Below are 18,789 nucleotides of genomic sequence, written 5' to 3'. Positions count from 1 at the left end.
GCGGCCCGCTGCCGTCTCCGGTCGCCGGCGTGCCGCGCCCCCCGTCAGCCGAACGGCCCAACCCGGGGTGCGCGGCCGCTCGGCTCAGTTGCAGACGCCGGAGACGGCGGACTGGGCGCCGTAGTCGTAGACGGTGGCGCAGATGTAGTGCTCCGGGCCGTCGTACCACCAGCCGGAGCCGGCGCCCCAGGTGTCGGAGATCCGCTTGCCGTGGTCCGTCAGGACGAACTCACAACCGGGGGGAGCGACCGTGGGGTTGAGCTCCTGTTCGTCGTGCCAGCCACCGTTGACGAAGTGCACCTGGATCTCCTGGTCGGCGGTGCAGTTCGCCGTCCTGATCCAGTGGTCGCCCTCGTTGGCGGCGGAGGCGGGCACGGACGAGGACAGCACGAGGAGGGCGCCGGCGCCGAGGGCGACGACGCCTGATCGCAAGGTCTTGTGACGGGACAGCACGAAGGGGTCCTCCCGGGTCGATGCATCAGGGTCCTCATGGGCGGCGGTGCACTGGACGTCGTCGCCGGGCAGCTTGCCCGGCCACTCCTGCGAGGCCGGCCAGTACGCGAGCCAACCCCACCCCGGCGGTGCGGGCCAGCCACAAACCGGCCACATGGGGCGGGCGCTGCGCCGGGCCCGGGTTCGCCTTACGGATTGCTGACACCCTTTCGTCGCGACGGTCCACGGGACGGCTTCGCCGGTAGCGTCCCGGCCATGAGGATTCTGGTCACCGGCGGCGCCGGGTTCATCGGTTCGGCCGTCGTGCGCGCTCTGGTCGCGGCGGGACACGAGGTCCGGGTACTGGACGCCCTGCTGCCCGCGGTCCACCCGTCGGGAGCGGCCCCTGACCTGCCGGTCGGTGTCGAGTTCCGGCACGGTGACGTCCGGGACGCGCAGACGGTGGAACACGCCCTGGCCGGGGTGGGCGCGGTCTGCCACCAGGCGGCGATGGTCGGACTCGGTCTCGACCTCGACGACGCGCCCGCGTACGTCGGCTGCAACGACCTCGGCACGGCGGTGCTCCTGTCCGCGATGACCCGTGCGGGGGTGCGGAACCTGGTCCTGGCCGGATCGATGGTGGTCTACGGCGAGGGACGGTACGCATGTCCGGAGCACGGGGGCGTGGCGCCCGGTCCACGGCGCCCGGCCGACCTCGACGCCGGCCGGTTCGAACCGCCCTGCCCGGTGTGCGGGGCTCCGCTCCGGCCGGGCCTGGTGGCGGAGGACGCGCCCGGCGATCCCCGGAACGTGTACGCCGCGACCAAGCTCGCCCAGGAGCACCTGGCCGCCGCCTGGGCCCGCGCGTGCGGCGGGTCCGTCCTGGCGCTGCGCTACCACAACGTCTACGGCCCGGGCATGCCGCGCGACACCCCGTACGCCGGGGTGGCCGCCCTGTTCCGTTCGGCGCTCGCCCGCGGCGAGGCCCCCCGGGTGTTCGAGGACGGCGGCCAGCGCCGGGACTTCGTCCACGTCGACGACGTCGCGGCGGCGAACCTGGCCGCCCTGGAGGACGTCCGCCGCAGGACACCGGGCCGTGCCCGGGCGTACAACGTCGGCAGCGGGGAGGTGCGCACGGTCGGCGAGATGGCCCGGGCCCTGGCCGACGCCTACGGCGGGCCGGCCCCGGTGGTGACGGGGCAGTACCGGCTCGGGGACGTCCGGCACATCACCGCCGACTCCTCCCGGCTGCGCGAGGAGCTGGGCTGGCGGGCGCGGGTGCCGTTCCGTGCCGGGATGACCGAGTTCGCCGCCGCGCCGCTACGGGCCTGACCAGGGGTCCCGGAGCCGGACAGGCCCTAGCCGCGCGCCGCCGGGAGCGCGATCTCGAAGCAGCAGCCTCCGGCGACGTTGCGCACCTCGGCGCGGCCCGCGTGGGCCTCGACGATGCCGCGGACGATGGCCAGCCCGAGCCCGGCTCCGCTGTCCCCGCCCTCGCCGGGATCGCGCCGCGGCGTCCGGGCGGCGGTGCCGCGCCAGCCGGTCTCGAACACGCGGGAGAGGTCCTGTTCGGGGATCCCCCCGCAGCCGTCGGTGACCGAGAGGACGATCTCGTCCACCTCCCGACGGGCCGAGACCGCGACGACGCCGTCCTCGGGCGTCGACCGGATCGCGTTGACGAGGAGGTTGCCGAGCACCCGGGTGATCTCGCGGCTGTCCACCTCGACCGGCTCCGCGGCGACCTGACGGCCCTCCAGGCGGACGCCGCGTTGGCGGGCCAGCGGGTGGGCGCCGGCCAGCGCGTCGTCGACCAGGTCGTAGACGGACACCCGGGACAGTGAGAGGGACAGGGCTCCCGCCTGGATGCGGGAGAGCTCGAAGAGGTCGTCGACCATCCCGGTGAGCCGCTCCACCTCGGCCCGGATCCGTCCGAGGTAGTGCTCCGGCTCGTCGGCCACTCCGTCCTCCAGGGCCTCGGCCATGGCGCGCAGCCCGGCGAGCGGGGTGCGCAGGTCGTGGGAGATCCAGGCGATCAGCTCGCGCCGTGACGCGTCCAGCGCCCGCGCCCGGCCGCGCGACTCGGCGAGCCGGGCGCTGGTGGCGGCGAGTTCCTCGCTGAGCTGGGCCAGTTCGAGCCCGAGCGGATGCTCCGGTGCGGTGAACCCGGAGTCGCTCCCGACGGTGCGGGCGGCGGCGGTCAGGGCGCGGCTGCCGGCCACGACCTGGCGTCCGAGCAGGGCGGCCGTGAGCAGCGAGACCACGGACGCCATGCCGAGGACGGTGATCACCACGCCGAGGTCGTGTCCGGACAGGAACATCGCCTGGGCGACGGCGAAGGTCCCGGAGGTGACGGCGAGGACGGTGACGACGGCGACGCAGAAGAGCGAGAGCGCCATCGAGCGCCGGCGCAGCAGCCGTACGGCGACCCAGCCGAGCAGGCCGGCCCCGGCGGCCCCGAGCCCGGCGAACAGGGCGATCAGCAGCAGGTCCTTCACGCGGGGCCGTCCTTCTCGTCCGTCACGGGGTCGTAGCGGTAGCCGACGCCCCAAACCGTGGTGATCAGCGACGGGGCGGCGGGGTCGTCCTCGATCTTCTCGCGCAGCCGGCGCACGTGGACGGTGACGGTGGACAGGTCGCCGAAGTCCCAGCCCCAGACCCGCTGCATCAGTTCCTGGCGGGGGAAGACCGTCCGGGGATGCCGGAGGAAGAACGCGAGCAGGTCGAACTCCCGGAGGGTGAGGAGCAGTTCGCTCCCCGCCCGGTGGGCCCGGCGGGCCTGCGGGTCCAGCGTGATGTCCCCGGATGCCAGCGGTCCGGGGGACGGGGACGACGCCGTGTGCGCTGCGGCGCGGGAGCGGCGCAGGACGGACTGGACGCGCAGGACGAGCTCCCGCGGGCTGAAGGGCTTGGTGACGTAGTCGTCCGCGCCCAGTTCCAGGCCGAGGATGCGGTCCGCCTCGTCGCCCTTGGCGGTGAGCAGGACCACCGGGAGGTCGGCGCCGTCCTCGGAGGCCCGCAGCCTGCGCAGGACCTCCAGACCGTCGATCCCGGGGAGCATGAGGTCGAGCACCAGGAGGTCGGGGCGGTGGGCGCGGGCCAGGGCGAGGCCCTGGGCGCCGTCACCGGCCCGGTCGACCCGGTGCCCGGCCCGGGTGAGGTAGCCGGCGACGACCTCGCTCACGGTGGGGTCGTCGTCGACCACCAGGATGCGGGCGGGGTCCGGTGGTCCGGCGGAAGCGGGGCTGTCGTTCACCTCGCCGAGGATACGAGCCGCGGCCACGGCCGGGAGCCGCGCCGGGGTCGACGTTCGTGTTCCGTAAGGTCGGCCGGCCCCGGCGGAACGCGACCGAGCCGACTGCCGCCCACCGACCGGCCGAACGGCCGACGTAGGAGTTTCGTAAGGGCGCGGTCCGGCCGCGCGGGCCCGCCCGCGCTTAGCGTGGCTGACGTGATCTCTCCCACTCCCCCCTTTCCCTTCGCCGACGTGATCCTGCCGTGCCTCGACGAGGCCGAGGCCCTGCCCTGGGTGCTGGGGCGGGTGCCCGCCGGCTGGCGGGCGATCGTCGTCGACAACGGTTCCCGCGACGGCTCGGCCGAGCTGGCGCGCTCGTTGGGCGCGACGGTCGTCGAGGAGCCGCAGCGCGGCTTCGGCGCCGCGTGCCACGCCGGTCTCCTCGCCGCGACCGCCGAGCTGGTCTGCTTCATGGACTGCGACGGCTCGCTGGACCCCGCCCAGCTGCCGCGGGTCGCCACGCCGGTCCTCGCCGGCTCGGCGGACCTGGTGCTCGGCCGGCGCCGCCCCGCGACCGCCGGGGCGTGGCCGTTGCACGCCCGCCTGGCCAACGCGGCCCTGGCCCACCGGCTGCGCGCGAGGACGGGGGCGCCACTGCACGACCTCGGCCCGATGCGGGCCGCCCACCGCGACCGGCTGCTGGCGCTGGGTGTGGGCGACCGCCGGTCCGGCTACCCGCTCGAAACGGTGCTGGCCGCAGCGGCGGCCGGGATGCGGATCGCCGAGACGCCCGTCGACTACCTGCCGCGCACGGGCCGCTCCAAGGTCACCGGCACCGTGCGCGGCACCCGGCAGGCCGTCCGCGACATGCGGGCCGTCCTGGCCGCACCGCCGCCGACCCTGCTGGTGATCGCCAAGTCGCCCGTCCCGGGCCGGGTCAAGACCCGCCTCACCCCGCCCTGCACGCCCGAGCAGGCGGCGGCACTGGCCGAGGCCGCCCTCACCGACACGCTCGCCGCCCTGACCCGGATGCCGGCCGGACGGCGGCTGCTCGTCCTGGACGGTGCCGTCGGCGACTGGCTGCCGCCCGGCTGGCAGGTCGTGCCGCAGTCGGACGGCGGGCTGGACGCCCGGCTCGCCGCCGCCTTCGCGCACGCCGCCCGGACCGCTCCGCAGGCGCCCGCCCTGCTGGTCGGCATGGACACCCCGCAGCTGGACGCCGCCCTCCTCGCCGAGGCCCTCTCCCCCGCGCGGCGCACGGGCGTCGACGCCTGGTACGGCCCGGCCGGCGACGGCGGGTTCTGGGCGCTCGGGCTGGCCAGGCCGACCGAACGACTGGCCGCACGGCTGCTCCTGGGCGTACCGATGTCCACACCGGAGACCGGACGGGCCCTGCTCGACCGGCTGGCGGCGGAGGACCTGACGGTCAGGCACCTCCCGGTGGTCACCGACGTGGACACCATCCGGGACGCGCGTCATGTCGCCGCCGAGGCTCCGGACAGCAGGTTCGCCACCTGCCTCCGGTCGATCGACAGCGCCCGGGAGGTGTCGCAGTGACCGTCACGACCGAGGCGTGGGTGGACGACCCGTTCGCCGAAGCCGTCCGCGCCGGGCGCGGCCCGCTGTGGCTGCGGGGCGAGGACGGCCGCCGGATCCCACTGGACGTCGAACGCTGGTGCGCACCCGCCGCGGGGGCCGACCACGGGCTGCTGCTGCGCTGCACCCGGCTGGCCGCGCCGGTGGTGGACCTCGGCTGCGGCCCCGGCCGCCTCGTCGCGGCCCTGCTCGCCCTGGGCGTGCCGGCCCTGGGCGTCGACGTCACCGGCGCGGCGGTGGCCCGCACCAGGAGGCTCGGCGGGCCCGCGTTGCACCGCTCGGTGTTCGACCGGCTGCCCGCGGAAGGGCGCTGGGGCGGCGCGCTGCTCGCCGACGGAAACCTCGGCATCGGCGGCGACCCGGGGCTGCTGCTCGCACGGAGCGCCGAAGTGCTCGCGCCGGGTGGCGTGTTGCTGGTCGAGGTCGAGCCGGGAGGGATCGACGAACGGATCACCGTCCGGGTCGAGGGGCCCGGCGGGCGGGTCGGGCCGCCCTTCGCCTGGGCCCGCTGCGGCGCGGCGGCCACCGCCCGGCGCGCCGACCGGGCCGGCCTCGTGGAGACCGAGCGCTGGTCCTCCCACGGCCGCCACTTCCTCGCCTTCCGGAAGGCGGCCCGTCCCCGCTGAGGCCCGTCCCCGCTGAGGAGCGGCCCGGGGGCGTGTCCGACCCGTTGGGTCCTCGGCGCCGGTTCGTCAGGATTCCGTCACTTCCCGGCGCCCACCGCAACCGCCGTCCGTGCCGTACGGCGGTGCCGCAGCAGCGGGACCAGGAGGACGACGCACAGCGCAGCTCCGTAGGACAGCTGCTGTGCCGTCTGGCCTCCCGTCAGGTAGAGCGCCTGCCCGGCGCACGGTACGGCCAGCCACTCCCAGCGGCCGTCGAGTGCGACCAGGGCGACCACCAGGAGCCCGTACCACGGGTAGGAGGGCGCGAGGAGCAGCAGCGCGGTGCCCGTCACCAGGAGTGCCCCGGACCACGGCCGCTGCGGGTCGCCCCTGCGCAGGACCCGAACGACCACCACGGCGAGGACCGCGGCCGCCGCCCACACCAGCAGGGGGTCGGGCAGCAGCAGTCGCAGCAGTCCGAACCGGTCGATGTGGCCCTGTTCGTAGCCCTCCTCCCGCAGGTAGCCCGGCAGGTAGCCCAGGACGGAGGTGCCGGAGGCCACCACGTACGGGAGGTAGGCCAGGGCGAAGGTGCCGAGCACGGAGACGACGAGCAGGAGGTCGTTGCGGGTCGGACGCCGGGCGGCCAGGCCCGACAGCGCACCGGGCAGGGCGAGGGCCGGCAGGAGCTTCGCCGCGACCGCACCGCCGAGCAGGAGGCCCCCGCGGAGCACGCGCCCGCGCGCCGCGCAGCCGAGCCCGGCGACCGTGAGCAGGGCTCCGAGGGTGTCCACGTGGGCGTCGTTGACCGCCCACACCGTCACCCCGGGGAACCACCCCCACAGCGCGGCCCGCCACTTCTCCCGCCCCACTGTGAGCAGGAGCCCGGTGGTGGCCACCGCCAGCACCGCCCCGCCGGCCTGCACCCCGCGCACCCCTCCGCCGACCGGGTGCACCGCGACGAACCACGCCTGCGCCACCGGCGGGTAGATGGTGTGCACGGCCGGCCGGTTGATCCGGGTGCAGTCCCCGTCGACCGTGCGACGCTCGTCCCAGCCCGCGCACCCGTCCCCCACCGGGAAAAGCCCCGGATCGCGCAACCGGGTCAGCGCCGGATCGTCCGGCGTGTGGGTGTACGGCGAGATCCCGGCCGCCTGGACCCGGCCGTCCCAGACGTAGCGGTAGGCGTCGTCGCTGCTGCGCGGCGGCGCCAGCAGCCCGACGGCGGCCACTGCGACGCCGCCGGCCAGGACCAGCGGCACGACCTGGCGGCCGGGCACCCTGCGCAGCAGCAGCACCGCGACGGCGAACAGGCCGACGTCGAGGAGGTACCAGCCGGTGAGTGCGAGGGCGCCGCACCGGGCAACGGTCAGCGCCAGGGCGGCGACCAGGGCCGCGAGGGCGAGGAGGCAGGGCAGGACGGTGCGGGAGATCACGTCGCCCACCCTCCCACCGGACCGCGCCTTCGCCGCGGGTGGCGAGGCCGGCGTTCGGAATCCGTAAGCACGTCGGACCACCGGCGGGAGGCGCCGGGGCGCTTCTATGGACGCGTGGAAACCGAACCCGCCGACTCCGGCACTCCGGCCCCCCGTCGCCGTCACGACCCGCCGCTGCCCGCTCCCCCGGCGTTCCTGCGCCGGGGGCCGTTCCGCGCGGGGACCTTCACCTCACCGCTGCACGAACCGCGCACCGTGGTCGTCGTCGGCCGCTGGCTGGGCGCGGCCCTGCTGATCTGCTTCCTGACCGGCCTGACCAGCCATCTGCTCCAGGACCCGCCCGGGTGGCTCGCGCCGCACCTGCCCGCACGGCCGGTGAACGGCTACCGGGTCACCCAGGGCCTGCACGTGATCAGCGGTCTGGCCGCGATCCCGCTCGCCGGCGCGAAGCTCTGGGCGGTCTACCCCCGGCTGTTCGAGTGGCCGCCGGCGCGCAGCGTGCTGCACGCCCTGGAGCGCCTCGGCATCGCCCTCCTCGTGGCGGCCGTCCTCCTGGAGCTGTTCACCGGCCTGCTGAACACCCTGCAGTGGTACCCGTGGCCGTTCCCGTTCCGCCAGACCCACTTCTGGCTGGGCTGGCTGGCGACCGGCGCACTGCTGGTCCACCTGTCCGTCAAGGCCCCGCTCATCGCCGCGCACTGGTGGCGCCGGGCCGTTCCCGCACTGGCGCAGCGCCGCGCGTTCCTGACCGCGACCACCGCCGCTGCCGGTGCGGTCACCCTCGTCACCGCCGGACAGAGCGTGCCCTGGCTGCGTGCCCTGGACCTGTTGGCACCGCGCCGCCCCGACCTCGGCCCCCAGGGACTGCCGGTGAACCGCACCGCCGCCCAGGCCGGCACGGTGACGGTGCCCGCCGACTGGCGGCTGCGGGTGGACGGGCCGCAGCCGTACCAGCTCACCCTCGCCGATCTCGACGAACTCCCGCAGCACTCGGTCGCGTTGCCGATCTCCTGCGTGGAGGGCTGGAGCGCCACCGCCCGGTGGACCGGGGTCCGGGTGGCCGAGTTGGTGCGACGGGCCGGAGCTCCGCCCGGTTCGGCGGTGCGGGTCACCTCGTTGGAGGCGGAGGGGCCGTACCGGGTGATGGAGATGCCCGCGCAGTACGTCGACGATCCGGCCAGTCTGCTCGCCCTGCGCGTCAACGGCGAGGTCCTGGCCGCGGACCACGGTTTCCCCGCACGCGTCATCGCGCCGAACCGGCCCGGTGTCCTGCAGACCAAGTGGGTCGCGCGCATCGAGGTGCTCGGATGACCGCCGGCATCCGCGCGCTGCTGCTGGCCGCGGGCCTCGCCGTGATCGGCTACGGCCTGTACGGGCTGCTCGGTGACCCGTACATCACCGACCCGACGGGCGTCCTGGTCTGGGCGATCGGCGGGCTGGTGGTCCACGACGGGCTGTGGGTGCCGCTGGTGTGCCTGCTGGGCGCGTTCCTGGCCCGCGGCGCCGTGCTGCGCGGCTGGCTGGTCGTCGCGGCGGCCGTCACCGCCGTCGGCCTTCCGGCCGTCCTGCGCGCCGACGACGACCACGGCAACCCGTCGGTGCTGCCGCTGCCGTACCTGCGCAACTGGCTGCTGGTGCTGGCCGCCACCGCCGGCGTCGCGCTGCTGGTCGCGTTCGTCGGACGGTGGCGGCACCGGGACCGGCACCGGGCGGTCAAGCGCCGGGTCCGGGCGGTCAAGCACCGGAACCGGGCGGTCAGGCGCCGGGCACCCCGGGCAGGCCGGTCGTGAGCCCGTCCAGGGCGTGCGGGCAGGGGCACTCACGCAGCAGCGGCAGCCGTTCCACCGCCTTGAACAGCACGGTGCGCAGCCGGTCGACGTTGCGGGCGAACTCCTTCAGCACCTCGCCGTGGGTGACGCCCGCACCGCTCTCCACGCCGGCGTCCAGATCGGTCACCAGGGCCACCGAGGTGTAGCAGAGCCCGAGTTCACGGGCGAGGACGGCTTCCGGATGGCCCGTCATGCCGACCACCGACCAGCCGTTGGCGGTGAACCAGCGGGACTCCGCGCGGGTGGAGAAGCGCGGGCCCTCGATCACCACCAGCGTGCCCCCGTCCACCGGCTCCCAGGCCGCGTCCCGGGCGGCCTCGGTCACCGCGTGCCGCCCTGCCGGGCAGTACGGATCGGCCATCGACACGTGCACCACCTCCGGCACCGTGCCGTCCGGCAGCGGCAGCCCGTCGTAGAAGGTCTGCGGGCGCCCCGAGGTCCGGTCGACGAACTGGTCGGGCACGAGCAGCGTGCCCGGCCCGTACTCCGGGCGCAGCCCGCCCACCGCGCAGGGCGCCACCACCTGCCGCACGCCCAGGGAGTGCAGCGCCCACAGGTTCGCGCGGTAGTTGATCCGGTGCGGGGGAATCCGGTGGCCGCGTCCGTGCCGGGGCATGAACGCGACCCGGCGCCCGGCCGCCTCCCCCACGAACACCACGTCGCTGGGCTCCCCGTACGGCGTGTCCACCTGCACCTCGGTCACCTCGTCCAGCAGCTCGTAGAGCCCGGAGCCGCCGATCACACCCACCTCGGCGCTCGGCAGGAGGTCCTGGTCGACCGTCATCCCGGTCCACCCTTCTTCTCGGGAACAACGTCCCGGCAACTGTAGGAACGGACCGCGCCGGAACCGGGACAGCGGGCCTTACGAATCGCGAACGTCCTCCCGCCCCGCCACGCCGGGCTGCCACTGTCCGAAAACAGACAGTTGTCGGTAATGAACGGTTGTGTTCCCTATCTTCCCGGGGCTACGGTCGGTGGTAGCGAACGAACTCCGTTCACCCACTGTCGTTCGACCCCACGCCATTGGGGGATCTGCCATGGCAACCTCACGCGCCCTGGCCCCGGCTCCGCCCGCGACCGCTCGTCGGGGCCAGCACCCAGGGGTAGCCCTCACCGTCATCGCGGCCACCCAGCTGATGGTCGTCCTGGACATCACGATCGTGAACATCGCCCTGCCGCACATCCAGCAGGCGCTGAAGTTCAACACCACCGACCTGTCCTGGGTCATCAACGCCTACACCCTGACCTTCGGCGGACTGCTGCTGCTCGGCGGCCGGGCGGGCGACATCCTCGGCCGGCGGCGGGTGTTCGTCGTCGGTGTCCTGCTGTTCGGCTTCGCCTCGCTGCTGGGCGGGGTCGCCCAGTCCTCCGCCTGGCTGCTGGCCGCGCGGGCCCTGCAGGGCGTGGGCGGCGCCATCGCCTCGCCGACGGCGCTCGCGCTGATCGCCACCAACTTCAAGGAGGGCCCCGAGCGCAACCGGGCCTTCGGCGTCTTCTCGGCGGTGGCCGGTGCGGGCGGCGCCATCGGGCTGCTGCTCGGCGGCATGCTGACGTCCTGGCTCTCCTGGCGCTGGGTGTTCTTCGTCAACGTGCCGATCGCCATCGCGATCGCCCTGCTGGCGCCGCTCTACATCAACGAGTCCGAGCAGCACCCCGGGCGCTTCGACCTCACCGGCGCCTTCACCGCCACGGCGGGCATGGTCTCCCTGGTGTACGGCTTCATCCGGGCCTCCGACCACGGCTGGACGGACGCCGTGACGCTGACCGCGTTCACCCTCGCCGTCGTGCTGCTGGCGGCCTTCCTGGTCAACGAGCGCCGCGTGCCGCAGCCGATCACCCCGCTGCACCTGTTCCGCGACCGCAACCGCTCCGGCGCGTACGGGCTGATGCTCTGCGTGGCCGCGGCGATGTTCAGCATCTTCTTCTTCATCACCCTGTTCGTGCAGGAGATCCTCGGCTTCAGCCCGTTGCGAGCCGGCTTCGCCTTCCTGCCGATCAGCGTGGCCATCATCGCCGCCGCCCAGTTCGCCGCCCGCAACCAACTGCGGTTCGGGCCCAAGCCGTTCCTGGTCACCGGCTCGGTCCTGGTGCTGGCCGGCGTCACCTGGGCGACCAGGATCGACCTGCACACCACCTACGTCGGCGGGATCCTCGGGCCGACCCTGCTGTTCGGCTTCGGCATGGGCTCGATCTTCGTCCCGGTGATGCTCACCACCGTCTCCCACGTCGCCCCGCACGAGACCGGCGCCGCCACCGGCATGCTCAACACCACTCAGCAGGTCGGCGGTTCGCTCGGCCTGTCGATCCTGGTCACGGTGTTCGGCACGGCCAGCCGCAACGAGGCCCGCCAGCAGGTCGGGGCGTTCCTGCGGCAGGCGACCCCGCAGCAGGCGCTGCAGTTCAAGGCGACCGGCAAGCTGCCGGCGCCGTACTCCTCGCAGGTGCTGGTGCACGGCATCGCCAGTGCCTTCCAGCTGGGCCTGGTCTTCGCGGGCCTCGCGGTGGTGATCGCCGCGCTCGTCATCAAGGTCCGCCGGCCACCGGTGCCGACCGGCGTCAGCCCTTCGGGGGACGGCACTTGACAGGGCGTCGGGGTGGACGGAAGAGTCCTATCAGCAATGGTTTTCATCTTCGATAACCATGCAATGGCGGCTGCGCCGACGGCCGCCCACCGAAGCCCACGCACCCCCGAAAGAGGACCCCCATGTCGCTCGACGTCTCCCCCGCCCTCCTCGCCCAGGCCCGGGAGGGCCGCGTCGACCAGGCCGACTTCCTCGACACCGTCCGCACCTCGCTCCCCTACGCCTACCAGGTCGTCGCCGGCCTCAGCACCGAACTCGCGGCCGGCGACGAGGAGTTCACCACCGACAACACCACGCCCAGCGACGACGAGCGCGCCCAGCTGCTGCGCGCGCTGGCCAGCAACGCCATCCGGGGCAGCCTGGAGGACCACTTCGGCGTGAAGCTCGCCTTCGTCAACTGCCACCGCGTCGCCGCCTTCCGCCCCGGCGCCGAGGACAGCGAGGCGTACCGCGAGTTCACCTCGCTGCACAACCAGATCCGCAACCAGAGCCCGGAGCTGCGCAGCTGCTGACGAGGACCGTACGACGGCCTTGACCGAGGCCGTACGGAAGGGTCCGCGCGAGGGTACGCACCCCGGCGCGGACCCCTCCGTACGTGGCGCCGTGTTGCGCGCCGTTGCGGGCCGGTGTCCGGATCGCCCGCCGATCTTGTCCGGGCGGGCGGGCGCCGCCTACGGTCGGGAGGCAGCACGCCGCCCGGCCCTCCGGGGCCGGCCCGCTCCCCGCCTCGCCCCTGCCTCACACCCGCCTCACACCCCGCGGAGCCGCCCACCATGTCGACGGAACCCCGCCCGCTGCGGAAGCTCGGCTTCCTGACCATCGGGCTCTTCGACGAGACGGACCCGCGCCCGGGCCACGAATCCACCCTCGACCTCATCACCCTCGGCGAACAGCTCGGCTTCGACAGCGCCTGGCTGCGCCACCGCCACCTCCAGTTCGGGATCTCCTCCCCCGTCGCCGTGCTCGCCGCCGCCACCCAGCGCACCAGCCGCATCGAGCTCGGCACCGCCGTCACCCCGCTCGGCTGGGAGAACCCGCTGCGGCTCGCCGAGGACCTGGCCACCGTGGACGTCCTGTCCGGCGGCCGGCTCAACCCCGGTTTCAGCGTCGGCCCGCCCGTCCACTACGAGAACGTGCGCGGCGCGCTGTACCCGGACACCGCCGACCACGAGGACTTCAGCCCCCGCCGCGCCGAACGGCTGCTGGCCCTCGTCCGCGGCGAGGACGCCTCCGACTTCGCCGGTACCGAGGGCATCGAGGTGTACTCCCGCCGGGTCCAGCCGCACTCCCCCGGCCTGGCCTCCCGGCTCTGGTACGGAGCCGGCAGCCTGCGCTCCGCCCGCTGGGCCGGGGAGCAGGGCCTCAACCTGCTCACCAGCAGCGTGGTCAAGGCGGAGCAGGACGGCCCGCTCGACTTCGCCGCGATCCAGGCCGGCCTCATCCACGCCTTCCGCGAGCGCCACCCCGACGGCGAGCGCGCCCGGGTCTCCCAGGGCCTGGTGGTCATCCCCACCGACACCGCCACCCCCGAGCAGCGCGCCAAGTACGAGGCGTACGCCCTCGCCCGTACCCCGCGCACCCGCTCCCCGCAGGGCCCGGCCCGACTGCTGTTCGCTCCCGACCTGGTCGGCACGACCGAGGAGCTGGTCGAGCGGCTGCACGCCCACGCCGGCTACCGGGAGGTCGACGAGGTCGCCTTCGCCCTGCCGTTCAGTTTCGAGCACCGGGACTACGTGCAGATCCTCACCGACCTCGCGACCCGCCTTGGCCCGGCCCTCGGCTGGCGCCCCGCCCCGACGCCCGGCGTGGGCTGACCGGTCGGCCCACCGGGCACCTGCGACCGGCTCCGGAGCATCCCCTGGTCAGATGAATAAGCGCTTGCTTAGAATCGGGCGCGTCGGGTTCCCGAACCGAGCCGAACGCGCCCCCAGGAGACGTCATGACCGCAGACACCGCAGACACCGGAGCCAACCGCCAGATCCGCCTCGCCCGCCGGCCGGTCGGGGAGGTGCGGGCGGAGGACTGGACGCACACCAGCGAGCCGGTCGGGGTGCCCGGGGACGGGGAGTTCCTGGGGCGGACGCGGTACGTCTCCCTGGACCCGGCGATGCGCGGATGGCTGGACGACCGGCCGTCCTACCTGCCGCCGGTGGGGCTGGGCGAGGTGATGCGGGCCGGCTCGGTGGTGGAGGTCATCGCCTCGAACCACCCGAAGTTCCGCGTCGGCGACCACGTCGTCGGGGCCTTCGGCGTGCAGGAGTACGCGGTGTCGGACGGCAAGGGCGCACTCGTGGTCGACCCCGCGCTCGCGCCGCTGTCCACCTACCTCGGCGCCCTCGGGATGCCCGGCATGACGGCCTACTTCGGACTGCTCGACGTCGGGGCGCTCAAGGAGGGCGAGACCGTGGTCGTCTCCGGCGCCGCCGGAGCGGTCGGCAGCATCGTCGGCCAGATCGCCAAGGTGAAGGGCTGCCGGGTGGTCGGCATCGCCGGCGGCCCCGAGAAGTGCGCGCTGCTCACCGAGGACCTGGGCTTCGACGCCGCCATCGACTACCGCGCCGAGGACGTCCGCAAGGCGCTGCGCACCCACGCCCCGGACGGCATCGACGTCTACTTCGACAACGTCGGCGGCCCGATCCTGGACGCCGCACTGACCCGGCTCGCCATGCACGCCCGGGTGGTGATCTGCGGCGCGATCAGCCAGTACAACAACGAGAGCGCCGTCCAGGGCCCGTCCAACTACCTGTCCCTGCTGGTGCGGCGAGCCCGGATGGAGGGCTTCGTGGTCTTCGACTACGCCCGCCGCTACGCGGAGGCCGCCGCCGAGATCGCGGGCTGGATCGGCGACGGCCGGATCAAGGTCAAGGAGCAGGTCGTGGAGGGCACGGTGGACGACTTCCCGGAGACCCTGCAGATGCTGTTCCGCGGCGAGAACACCGGCAAGCTGGTGCTCCGCCTGGGCTGACCGACGCCCTCCGGGCCCGGTGCGCGGGGCAGGGTGCCCGCGCACCGGTGCGGCACGACACGTGTCAGGGTCGATCGGCCGGCGCCGGCTGGGGCTCCGCGTCGAGCAGCCGCACCATGTGCAGCTTCGCGACGGCCAGTCCGTCCACCAGGACGGCCCTCGGCTCCCGGCCCCAGACCTCGAAGCCGCAGGCGGTGTAGAGCCGCAGCGCCGCCTCGTTGCCCTCCGAGACGGTCAGCAGCACCTGCCGCAGCCGCCCGTCCTCGGCGGCCGTCCGCAGCACCTCCCGCACCAGCGCGCGGCCGATCCCCCGCCCGCCGGCGGCGCGGGCCACCGCCATGCCGTACAGCGTGCCCTTGTGCCGCTCCTGGCCGCGCCGGGACACCTTCAGCCCGGCGGTGCCGACCAGGGCGCCGGTGTCGTCGAAGGCCCCGAGCAGGGCGCCCGGCCCCTGCTCGGCCTCGGCCAGGCGGGCGAGCGTCGCCGCCAACGGCTTGGCGCGCTCCTCGGCATGACCGGAGGTGAAGGCGGTGGGCGTCTCGCGCAGCGCCTCCAGTCGGAAGGCCCGGTACGGTTCGGCGTCCGCACGGCCCAGCGGGCGGATGGTGACGGTCGCCCGGGCGGTGATGTGCTCAGCCGAGGCGGACACGGGTGCACCTCGTCAGGTACGGCAGGGCGATGGCGTCCCGGCCCGCGAGGTCCGGGTGGGTGGCGAGCAGCTGCTCGACGTCGGCCAGCAGGCGGGCGCGTTCGGCTTCCGGCAGGGCGATGACGTAGCTGCGGGAGGCGACCATGTCGATGATCCCGGCCCGGGTGGTCTCGTGCTCCCAGCGGATCTCCAGCCGCTCGGGCGGGCCGAAGGGGGCCGGGAGCACGGGCTCGGTGTCGATCCGCTGCCGGGTCGACCGGTGCATCAGTGCGCCCAGTTCGGCGGCCCAGGGCTCGGATTCGTCCCGGACGTTCCACACCAGGGCGAGGGTTCCGCCGGGAGCGAGGACCCGGGCGATCTCGGGGACGGCGAGCGCCGGGTCGAACCAGTGCCAGGCCTGTGCCACCACGACCGCGTCCACGCTCCCGTCCGGCAGCGGGATGTGCTCCGCCGAGCCGGCCCGTACGGCCGCCTTGGGCACCGCCGCGGCCAGCTGGGCGCGCATGCCCGCGTCGGGCTCGACCGCCACCACCTCCAGGCCCGCGTCGACCAGCGGCCGGGTCAACTTGCCCGTCCCGGCGCCCAGATCGAGCACCTTGCGGGCCTGCCTGGGAACCGCCGAGCCGATCAGCGCCTGGGGGTAGCCCGGCCGCCCGTGCTGGTAGGAGGCGGCGGCGACCCCGAAGGACCGCGCCCGCAGCCGCTCCGCCCACCGCCGGGTCGCCCCCTGCCGGGTCATCCCGCAGGCCTGCCCGATCTCCTCCCAGGTGGCCTCCTGCCCGCGCCGCAGCTCCTCGACCAGCTCCGTCCGCCGCTCCTCCAGCGCCGCGACCACCTCCGACAGCCGACGAAGCCCCGCGATGCCGCCGGCACCGGCCACCTCCGCCGCCACCCGCCGACCAAGATCGTTCGTCTCCATGGCCCCGCACTGTAGGGGCAGTCGCAGCGCCCCGTCAACTGTCGTTGCTTCTGCAGGCAACAAATGTTGCCCACCACCTCACCCCATCCCCCGCACGGGTGATCATCGAGCCACCCCTTGACCGAGCACACCCGCCCTAGCACGAACTCCCGGCGGAACGCGGGGACTTGGGGCGGAAACCCTTCGCATGAGCGAATCCTGGCCGGGTTGGCGGTGCGGGGGCGGCGGGGCGAGAAGCCTGGTGCCGGACGGCGGACCGCCGCGAGCGGGACTGGTGTGCGAGATGTCGGTCATGTCCGGCAGGTCGCCACAAGTCGGTTGAGCGACAGTATTTTTGAGTCTCGGTCAGGAATGTCCTGAACTTGGCTATGCTGCAGCACCACGCCTCCGGAGCCGGTCGCCGTCCGTCCCCCTACTGTTCCGATCGTTTGAGGATTGCTGAATGCTTCGAGCTGGATCGTCACGCGCCAGACGGCGCCCCACGCCCCTGCTCGGCTGGCTGCTGCCGACCGCCGTGATGGCGGCGGCGGTGGCGGTCGCCGCGGCGGTGGTGTCCGCCGGGGCCCGGGCCGGGGTGCTGTGGTGCGGGGCGACGGGCACCGTGCTGGTGGCGGTGGTGGCCGCCGAGTCGGCGCGCCGGGGGCGTGCGCTGGGCGAGCTGCGCGAGCACCACACCCGGAAGGTGGAGGACCTGGAGCGCCGGCTGGCCGGACAGGAGGACGAACTCGACCGGCTGGCCAAGGTCGAGCTGCGCAGGGTGGTCGCCGGTGCCCGGTACGGGTACTCGATGGACATCCTGCTGCAGCCGATCCGGCAGGAGGACGCGCCCGTCTCCCCGCGGTTCCGCAAGTCCCTGGTGGCCGTCACCCGCGGCATCGCCACCGCCGTCGACGACGAGGTCAGCCGGCGCGACTCCGCCGAGCGCGCCTTCGTCAACATCTCCCGCCGGGTCCAGGCCATCATCCACCGGCAGGCCAAGGACCTGCGGGAGATGGAGGACCGGCACGGCAACGACCCGGCGGTCTTCGACGACCTGCTGCGCCTGGACCACGGCAACGCGCTGACCGGCCGCCTGGCCGACAGTATCGCCGTCCTGTCCGGCGCCCGCCCCGGCCGCCAGTGGAACCGGCCGATCGCGCTCTACAGCGTGCTGCGCGGCGGCATGTCCCGGATCCTGGAGTACCAGCGGGTCGACCTGCACCCGGTGACCCAGATCTCGGTCACCGGCCCGGCCGTCGAACCGCTGATCCACGCCGTCGCCGAACTGCTCGACAACGCCACCCGCTACTCCCCGCCGCACACCCACGTGCACCTGAGCGCCTCCGAGGTGCAGAGCGGGGTCGCGATCGAGATCGAGGACGGCGGCCTCGGCCTCACCGACGAGGCCACCGCCCGCGCCGAGCGCGCGATGCGCGAGGCCATGGTCTCCAAGGACTTCGACGACCTGACCGAGTCCCCCGGCTGGGCTTCGCCATCGTCGGCCGGCTCTGCCAGGCGTACGGCTTCCAGGTCTCGCTGCGCCGCTCCGCGTACGGCGGGGTGCGCGCGGTGCTGGTCGTACCGCAGGAACTGCTCACCACCGCTCCCCCGACCGGCCGGGCGCACGGCATCGGCGCCTTCTCCGGCCCGCGCCCGCTCCCGGCGAACTCGGCCCGGCACGCGGCACGGCCGTGGGGCGCCCGGACGACCTCGGCCGGGGTCGGGCCGTCGTACGGCTCGACCAACCCGTGGGGGTCCTCCGTCGCCGCGGGCGGGGACGACGAGGTGATCGTCACCGAGCGGACGGCCAACGGCCTGCCGCAGCGCCGCCGCCACGTGCCGATGGGCCGTTCCTTCGGCACACCGGCACGCGGCACCGCGCAGCCCGCCGGGCCGGCCGCGGGACCGGTGGCGGGCTCGACGGCGCACCCGGACCAACCGGCGTACCCGCCGCAACCGGCGCAACCGGCCCGCCCGGCCAAGGAGCCGAAGCAGCCGGGCCTGTGGCTGGAGGCGTTCATGGACGGCTACAAGGGCACCGGGACGTCCGCCGGCGGCAGCGGCCCGGCCACGGGTCCGACCGGACCCACCAGTGAAGAGACCGCAGGGAAGGGCGAGCAGTGATTCCGCACCGCAGCAACATGGACTGGATCCTCAACGACCTCGCGGACAGCGTCCCGTACGTACGCCACATCATCGTGCTGTCCGCCGACGGCCTGCGGATCGCCCAGTACGGGGCCGACCCGGACACCGCCGACCGCCTGGCCGCGGCCTGCGCCGGACTACAGAGCCTGGCCGCCGCCGTCGGGCACGAGTTCCCGCACGGCAACGGCGCGATGCGGCTGGTGGTGATCGAGGTGGACGGCGGCTACTTCTACCTGATGACGGCCGGGGACCGCGCCTACCTTGCGGTGCTCGCCGACGAGGGCGTGGACGCCGGTCTGGTCAGCCACCAGATGCGCGACCTGGTCGCCCGGATCGGCGAGCACCTGTCGACGCCGCCGCGCAACCCCGAGGTGGTCGCGTGAACCGGCCCCCGGCCCGATGCCTCGACGGCAGGGCGGG

19 protein-coding genes and 1 pseudogene are annotated in these 18,789 nt (G+C 74.3%); 13 read left to right on the top strand and 7 right to left on the bottom strand.

The window, feature by feature from the left end; translation table 11 throughout:
- Positions 1–84 precede the first annotated feature (84 nt).
- A complete protein-coding gene (locus BX285_RS22770; RefSeq protein WP_121176905.1) occupies positions 85–453 on the bottom strand; it encodes a hypothetical protein in 369 nt (122 codons plus the stop codon).
- 255 nt (positions 454–708) lie between these two features.
- Between BX285_RS22770 and BX285_RS22765 the strand changes: the two genes are divergently transcribed.
- Positions 709–1,764, top strand: a complete 1,056-nt coding sequence (locus BX285_RS22765) for an NAD-dependent epimerase/dehydratase family protein (RefSeq protein ID WP_121176902.1) — start codon at positions 709–711, stop codon at positions 1,762–1,764.
- Positions 1,765–1,790: 26 nt separating this feature from the next.
- Here the strand turns inward: BX285_RS22765 and BX285_RS22760 are convergent, their stop codons facing one another.
- A complete protein-coding gene (locus BX285_RS22760) occupies positions 1,791–2,927 on the bottom strand; it encodes a sensor histidine kinase KdpD (protein ID WP_097239677.1) in 1,137 nt (378 codons plus the stop codon).
- Positions 2,924–3,685, bottom strand: coding sequence for a response regulator transcription factor (locus tag BX285_RS22755; protein WP_257032970.1), 762 nt, complete (start codon positions 3,683–3,685; stop codon positions 2,924–2,926). The genes BX285_RS22760 and BX285_RS22755 overlap by 4 nt, the downstream gene beginning before the upstream one ends.
- A 186-nt stretch (positions 3,686–3,871) precedes the next feature.
- Between BX285_RS22755 and BX285_RS37935 the strand changes: the two are divergent.
- The 3 genes and pseudogenes from BX285_RS37935 to BX285_RS22745 all read left to right on the top strand — a co-directional run.
- Positions 3,872–4,594 (top strand): annotated as a pseudogene (locus BX285_RS37935) (glycosyltransferase family 2 protein); the annotation flags it as partial.
- 99 nt (positions 4,595–4,693) lie between these two features.
- Positions 4,694–5,221 carry a DUF2064 domain-containing protein gene (locus BX285_RS37930; RefSeq protein ID WP_257033166.1) on the top strand — a complete coding sequence of 176 codons (528 nt, stop codon included), beginning with the start codon at positions 4,694–4,696 and terminating at the stop codon, positions 5,219–5,221.
- Positions 5,218–5,886: a class I SAM-dependent methyltransferase gene (locus BX285_RS22745; RefSeq protein WP_121176897.1), complete on the top strand. Its 669-nt coding sequence runs from the start codon at positions 5,218–5,220 to the stop codon at positions 5,884–5,886. Before BX285_RS37930 ends, BX285_RS22745 begins: the two co-directional genes overlap by 4 nt.
- 77 nt (positions 5,887–5,963) lie before the next feature.
- On the opposite strand, the gene BX285_RS22740 is transcribed toward BX285_RS22745, so the two are convergent.
- Positions 5,964–7,301 carry a glycosyltransferase 87 family protein gene (locus BX285_RS22740; protein WP_121177841.1) on the bottom strand — a complete coding sequence of 446 codons (1,338 nt, stop codon included), beginning with the start codon at positions 7,299–7,301 and terminating at the stop codon, positions 5,964–5,966.
- Between the two features lie 195 nt (positions 7,302–7,496).
- Between BX285_RS22740 and BX285_RS22735 the strand changes: the two genes are divergently transcribed.
- Together BX285_RS22735 and BX285_RS22730 are read left to right on the top strand one after the other, a co-directional pair.
- On the top strand, positions 7,497–8,612 hold the full coding sequence (locus BX285_RS22735; protein WP_220783968.1) for a molybdopterin-dependent oxidoreductase: 1,116 nt from the start codon (positions 7,497–7,499) through the stop codon (positions 8,610–8,612).
- On the top strand, positions 8,609–9,091 hold the full coding sequence (locus tag BX285_RS22730) for a hypothetical protein (RefSeq protein ID WP_121176894.1): 483 nt from the start codon (positions 8,609–8,611) through the stop codon (positions 9,089–9,091). The genes BX285_RS22735 and BX285_RS22730 overlap by 4 nt, the downstream gene beginning before the upstream one ends.
- Here BX285_RS22730 and BX285_RS22725 read toward each other — a convergent pair.
- On the bottom strand, positions 9,057–9,914 hold the full coding sequence (locus tag BX285_RS22725) for an S-methyl-5'-thioadenosine phosphorylase (protein WP_121176892.1): 858 nt from the start codon (positions 9,912–9,914) through the stop codon (positions 9,057–9,059). The genes BX285_RS22730 and BX285_RS22725 overlap by 35 nt on opposite strands.
- Before the next feature lie 253 nt (positions 9,915–10,167).
- Between BX285_RS22725 and BX285_RS22720 the strand changes: the two genes are divergently transcribed.
- From BX285_RS22720 to BX285_RS22705, 4 genes are all read left to right on the top strand, one after another.
- A complete protein-coding gene (locus tag BX285_RS22720; RefSeq protein WP_121176889.1) occupies positions 10,168–11,712 on the top strand; it encodes an MFS transporter in 1,545 nt (514 codons plus the stop codon).
- Between the two features lie 122 nt (positions 11,713–11,834).
- Positions 11,835–12,224 (top strand): SCO5389 family protein, encoded by a 390-nt coding sequence (locus tag BX285_RS22715; RefSeq protein ID WP_097239669.1) that lies wholly within the window; start codon positions 11,835–11,837, stop codon positions 12,222–12,224.
- Between the two features lie 261 nt (positions 12,225–12,485).
- Positions 12,486–13,526: an LLM class flavin-dependent oxidoreductase gene (locus tag BX285_RS22710; RefSeq protein WP_097239668.1), complete on the top strand. Its 1,041-nt coding sequence runs from the start codon at positions 12,486–12,488 to the stop codon at positions 13,524–13,526.
- A gap of 125 nt (positions 13,527–13,651) precedes the next feature.
- Positions 13,652–14,677, top strand: a complete 1,026-nt coding sequence (locus BX285_RS22705) for an NADP-dependent oxidoreductase (RefSeq protein WP_183107143.1) — start codon at positions 13,652–13,654, stop codon at positions 14,675–14,677.
- A gap of 64 nt (positions 14,678–14,741) precedes the next feature.
- Here the strand turns inward: BX285_RS22705 and BX285_RS22700 are convergent, their stop codons facing one another.
- Positions 14,742–15,326: a GNAT family N-acetyltransferase gene (locus tag BX285_RS22700; protein WP_121176886.1), complete on the bottom strand. Its 585-nt coding sequence runs from the start codon at positions 15,324–15,326 to the stop codon at positions 14,742–14,744.
- A complete protein-coding gene (locus tag BX285_RS22695) occupies positions 15,310–16,245 on the bottom strand; it encodes a class I SAM-dependent methyltransferase (protein WP_121176884.1) in 936 nt (311 codons plus the stop codon). Before BX285_RS22695 ends, BX285_RS22700 begins: the two co-directional genes overlap by 17 nt.
- Before the next feature lie 442 nt (positions 16,246–16,687).
- Here BX285_RS22695 and BX285_RS22690 point away from each other — a divergent pair, with 442 nt between their 5' ends.
- The 3 genes from BX285_RS22690 to BX285_RS22685 are packed head-to-tail and all read left to right on the top strand — an operon-like array spanning position 16,688 to position 18,752.
- Positions 16,688–18,013 carry an ATP-binding protein gene (locus BX285_RS22690; protein WP_259470644.1) on the top strand — a complete coding sequence of 442 codons (1,326 nt, stop codon included), beginning with the start codon at positions 16,688–16,690 and terminating at the stop codon, positions 18,011–18,013.
- A complete protein-coding gene (locus BX285_RS38575; protein WP_259470643.1) occupies positions 18,010–18,348 on the top strand; it encodes a hypothetical protein in 339 nt (112 codons plus the stop codon). The genes BX285_RS22690 and BX285_RS38575 overlap by 4 nt, the downstream gene beginning before the upstream one ends.
- A gap of 17 nt (positions 18,349–18,365) precedes the next feature.
- Positions 18,366–18,752 carry a roadblock/LC7 domain-containing protein gene (locus tag BX285_RS22685; protein ID WP_179853003.1) on the top strand — a complete coding sequence of 129 codons (387 nt, stop codon included), beginning with the start codon at positions 18,366–18,368 and terminating at the stop codon, positions 18,750–18,752.
- Positions 18,753–18,789 lie beyond the last annotated feature (37 nt).

This window comes from Streptomyces sp. 1114.5, from assembly GCF_003635085.1.
GTDB lineage: Bacteria > Actinomycetota > Actinomycetes > Streptomycetales > Streptomycetaceae > Kitasatospora.
The sequence above is the reverse complement of the archived record's forward strand: the minus strand, read 5'-3'. Positions and strand labels throughout refer to the sequence as shown.

What these genes read in the sequence shown, in the direction of transcription:
- BX285_RS22710 (WP_097239668.1), top strand. Translation starts at nt 12,486, where the DNA reads ATGTCGACGGAACCCCGCCCGCTGCGGAAGCTCGGCTTCCTGACCATC.
- BX285_RS22765 (WP_121176902.1), top strand. Translation starts at nt 709, where the DNA reads ATGAGGATTCTGGTCACCGGCGGCGCCGGGTTCATCGGTTCGGCCGTC.
- BX285_RS22695 (WP_121176884.1), bottom strand. Translation starts at nt 16,245, where the DNA reads ATGGAGACGAACGATCTTGGTCGGCGGGTGGCGGCGGAGGTGGCCGGT.
- BX285_RS22685 (WP_179853003.1), top strand. Translation starts at nt 18,366, where the DNA reads ATGGACTGGATCCTCAACGACCTCGCGGACAGCGTCCCGTACGTACGC.
- BX285_RS22730 (WP_121176894.1), top strand. Translation starts at nt 8,609, where the DNA reads ATGACCGCCGGCATCCGCGCGCTGCTGCTGGCCGCGGGCCTCGCCGTG.
- BX285_RS22715 (WP_097239669.1), top strand. Translation starts at nt 11,835, where the DNA reads ATGTCGCTCGACGTCTCCCCCGCCCTCCTCGCCCAGGCCCGGGAGGGC.
- BX285_RS37930 (WP_257033166.1), top strand. Translation starts at nt 4,694, where the DNA reads ATGCCGGCCGGACGGCGGCTGCTCGTCCTGGACGGTGCCGTCGGCGAC.
- BX285_RS22705 (WP_183107143.1), top strand. Translation starts at nt 13,652, where the DNA reads ATGACCGCAGACACCGCAGACACCGGAGCCAACCGCCAGATCCGCCTC.
- BX285_RS22725 (WP_121176892.1), bottom strand. Translation starts at nt 9,914, where the DNA reads ATGACGGTCGACCAGGACCTCCTGCCGAGCGCCGAGGTGGGTGTGATC.
- BX285_RS22720 (WP_121176889.1), top strand. Translation starts at nt 10,168, where the DNA reads ATGGCAACCTCACGCGCCCTGGCCCCGGCTCCGCCCGCGACCGCTCGT.
- BX285_RS22690 (WP_259470644.1), top strand. Translation starts at nt 16,688, where the DNA reads ATGCTTCGAGCTGGATCGTCACGCGCCAGACGGCGCCCCACGCCCCTG.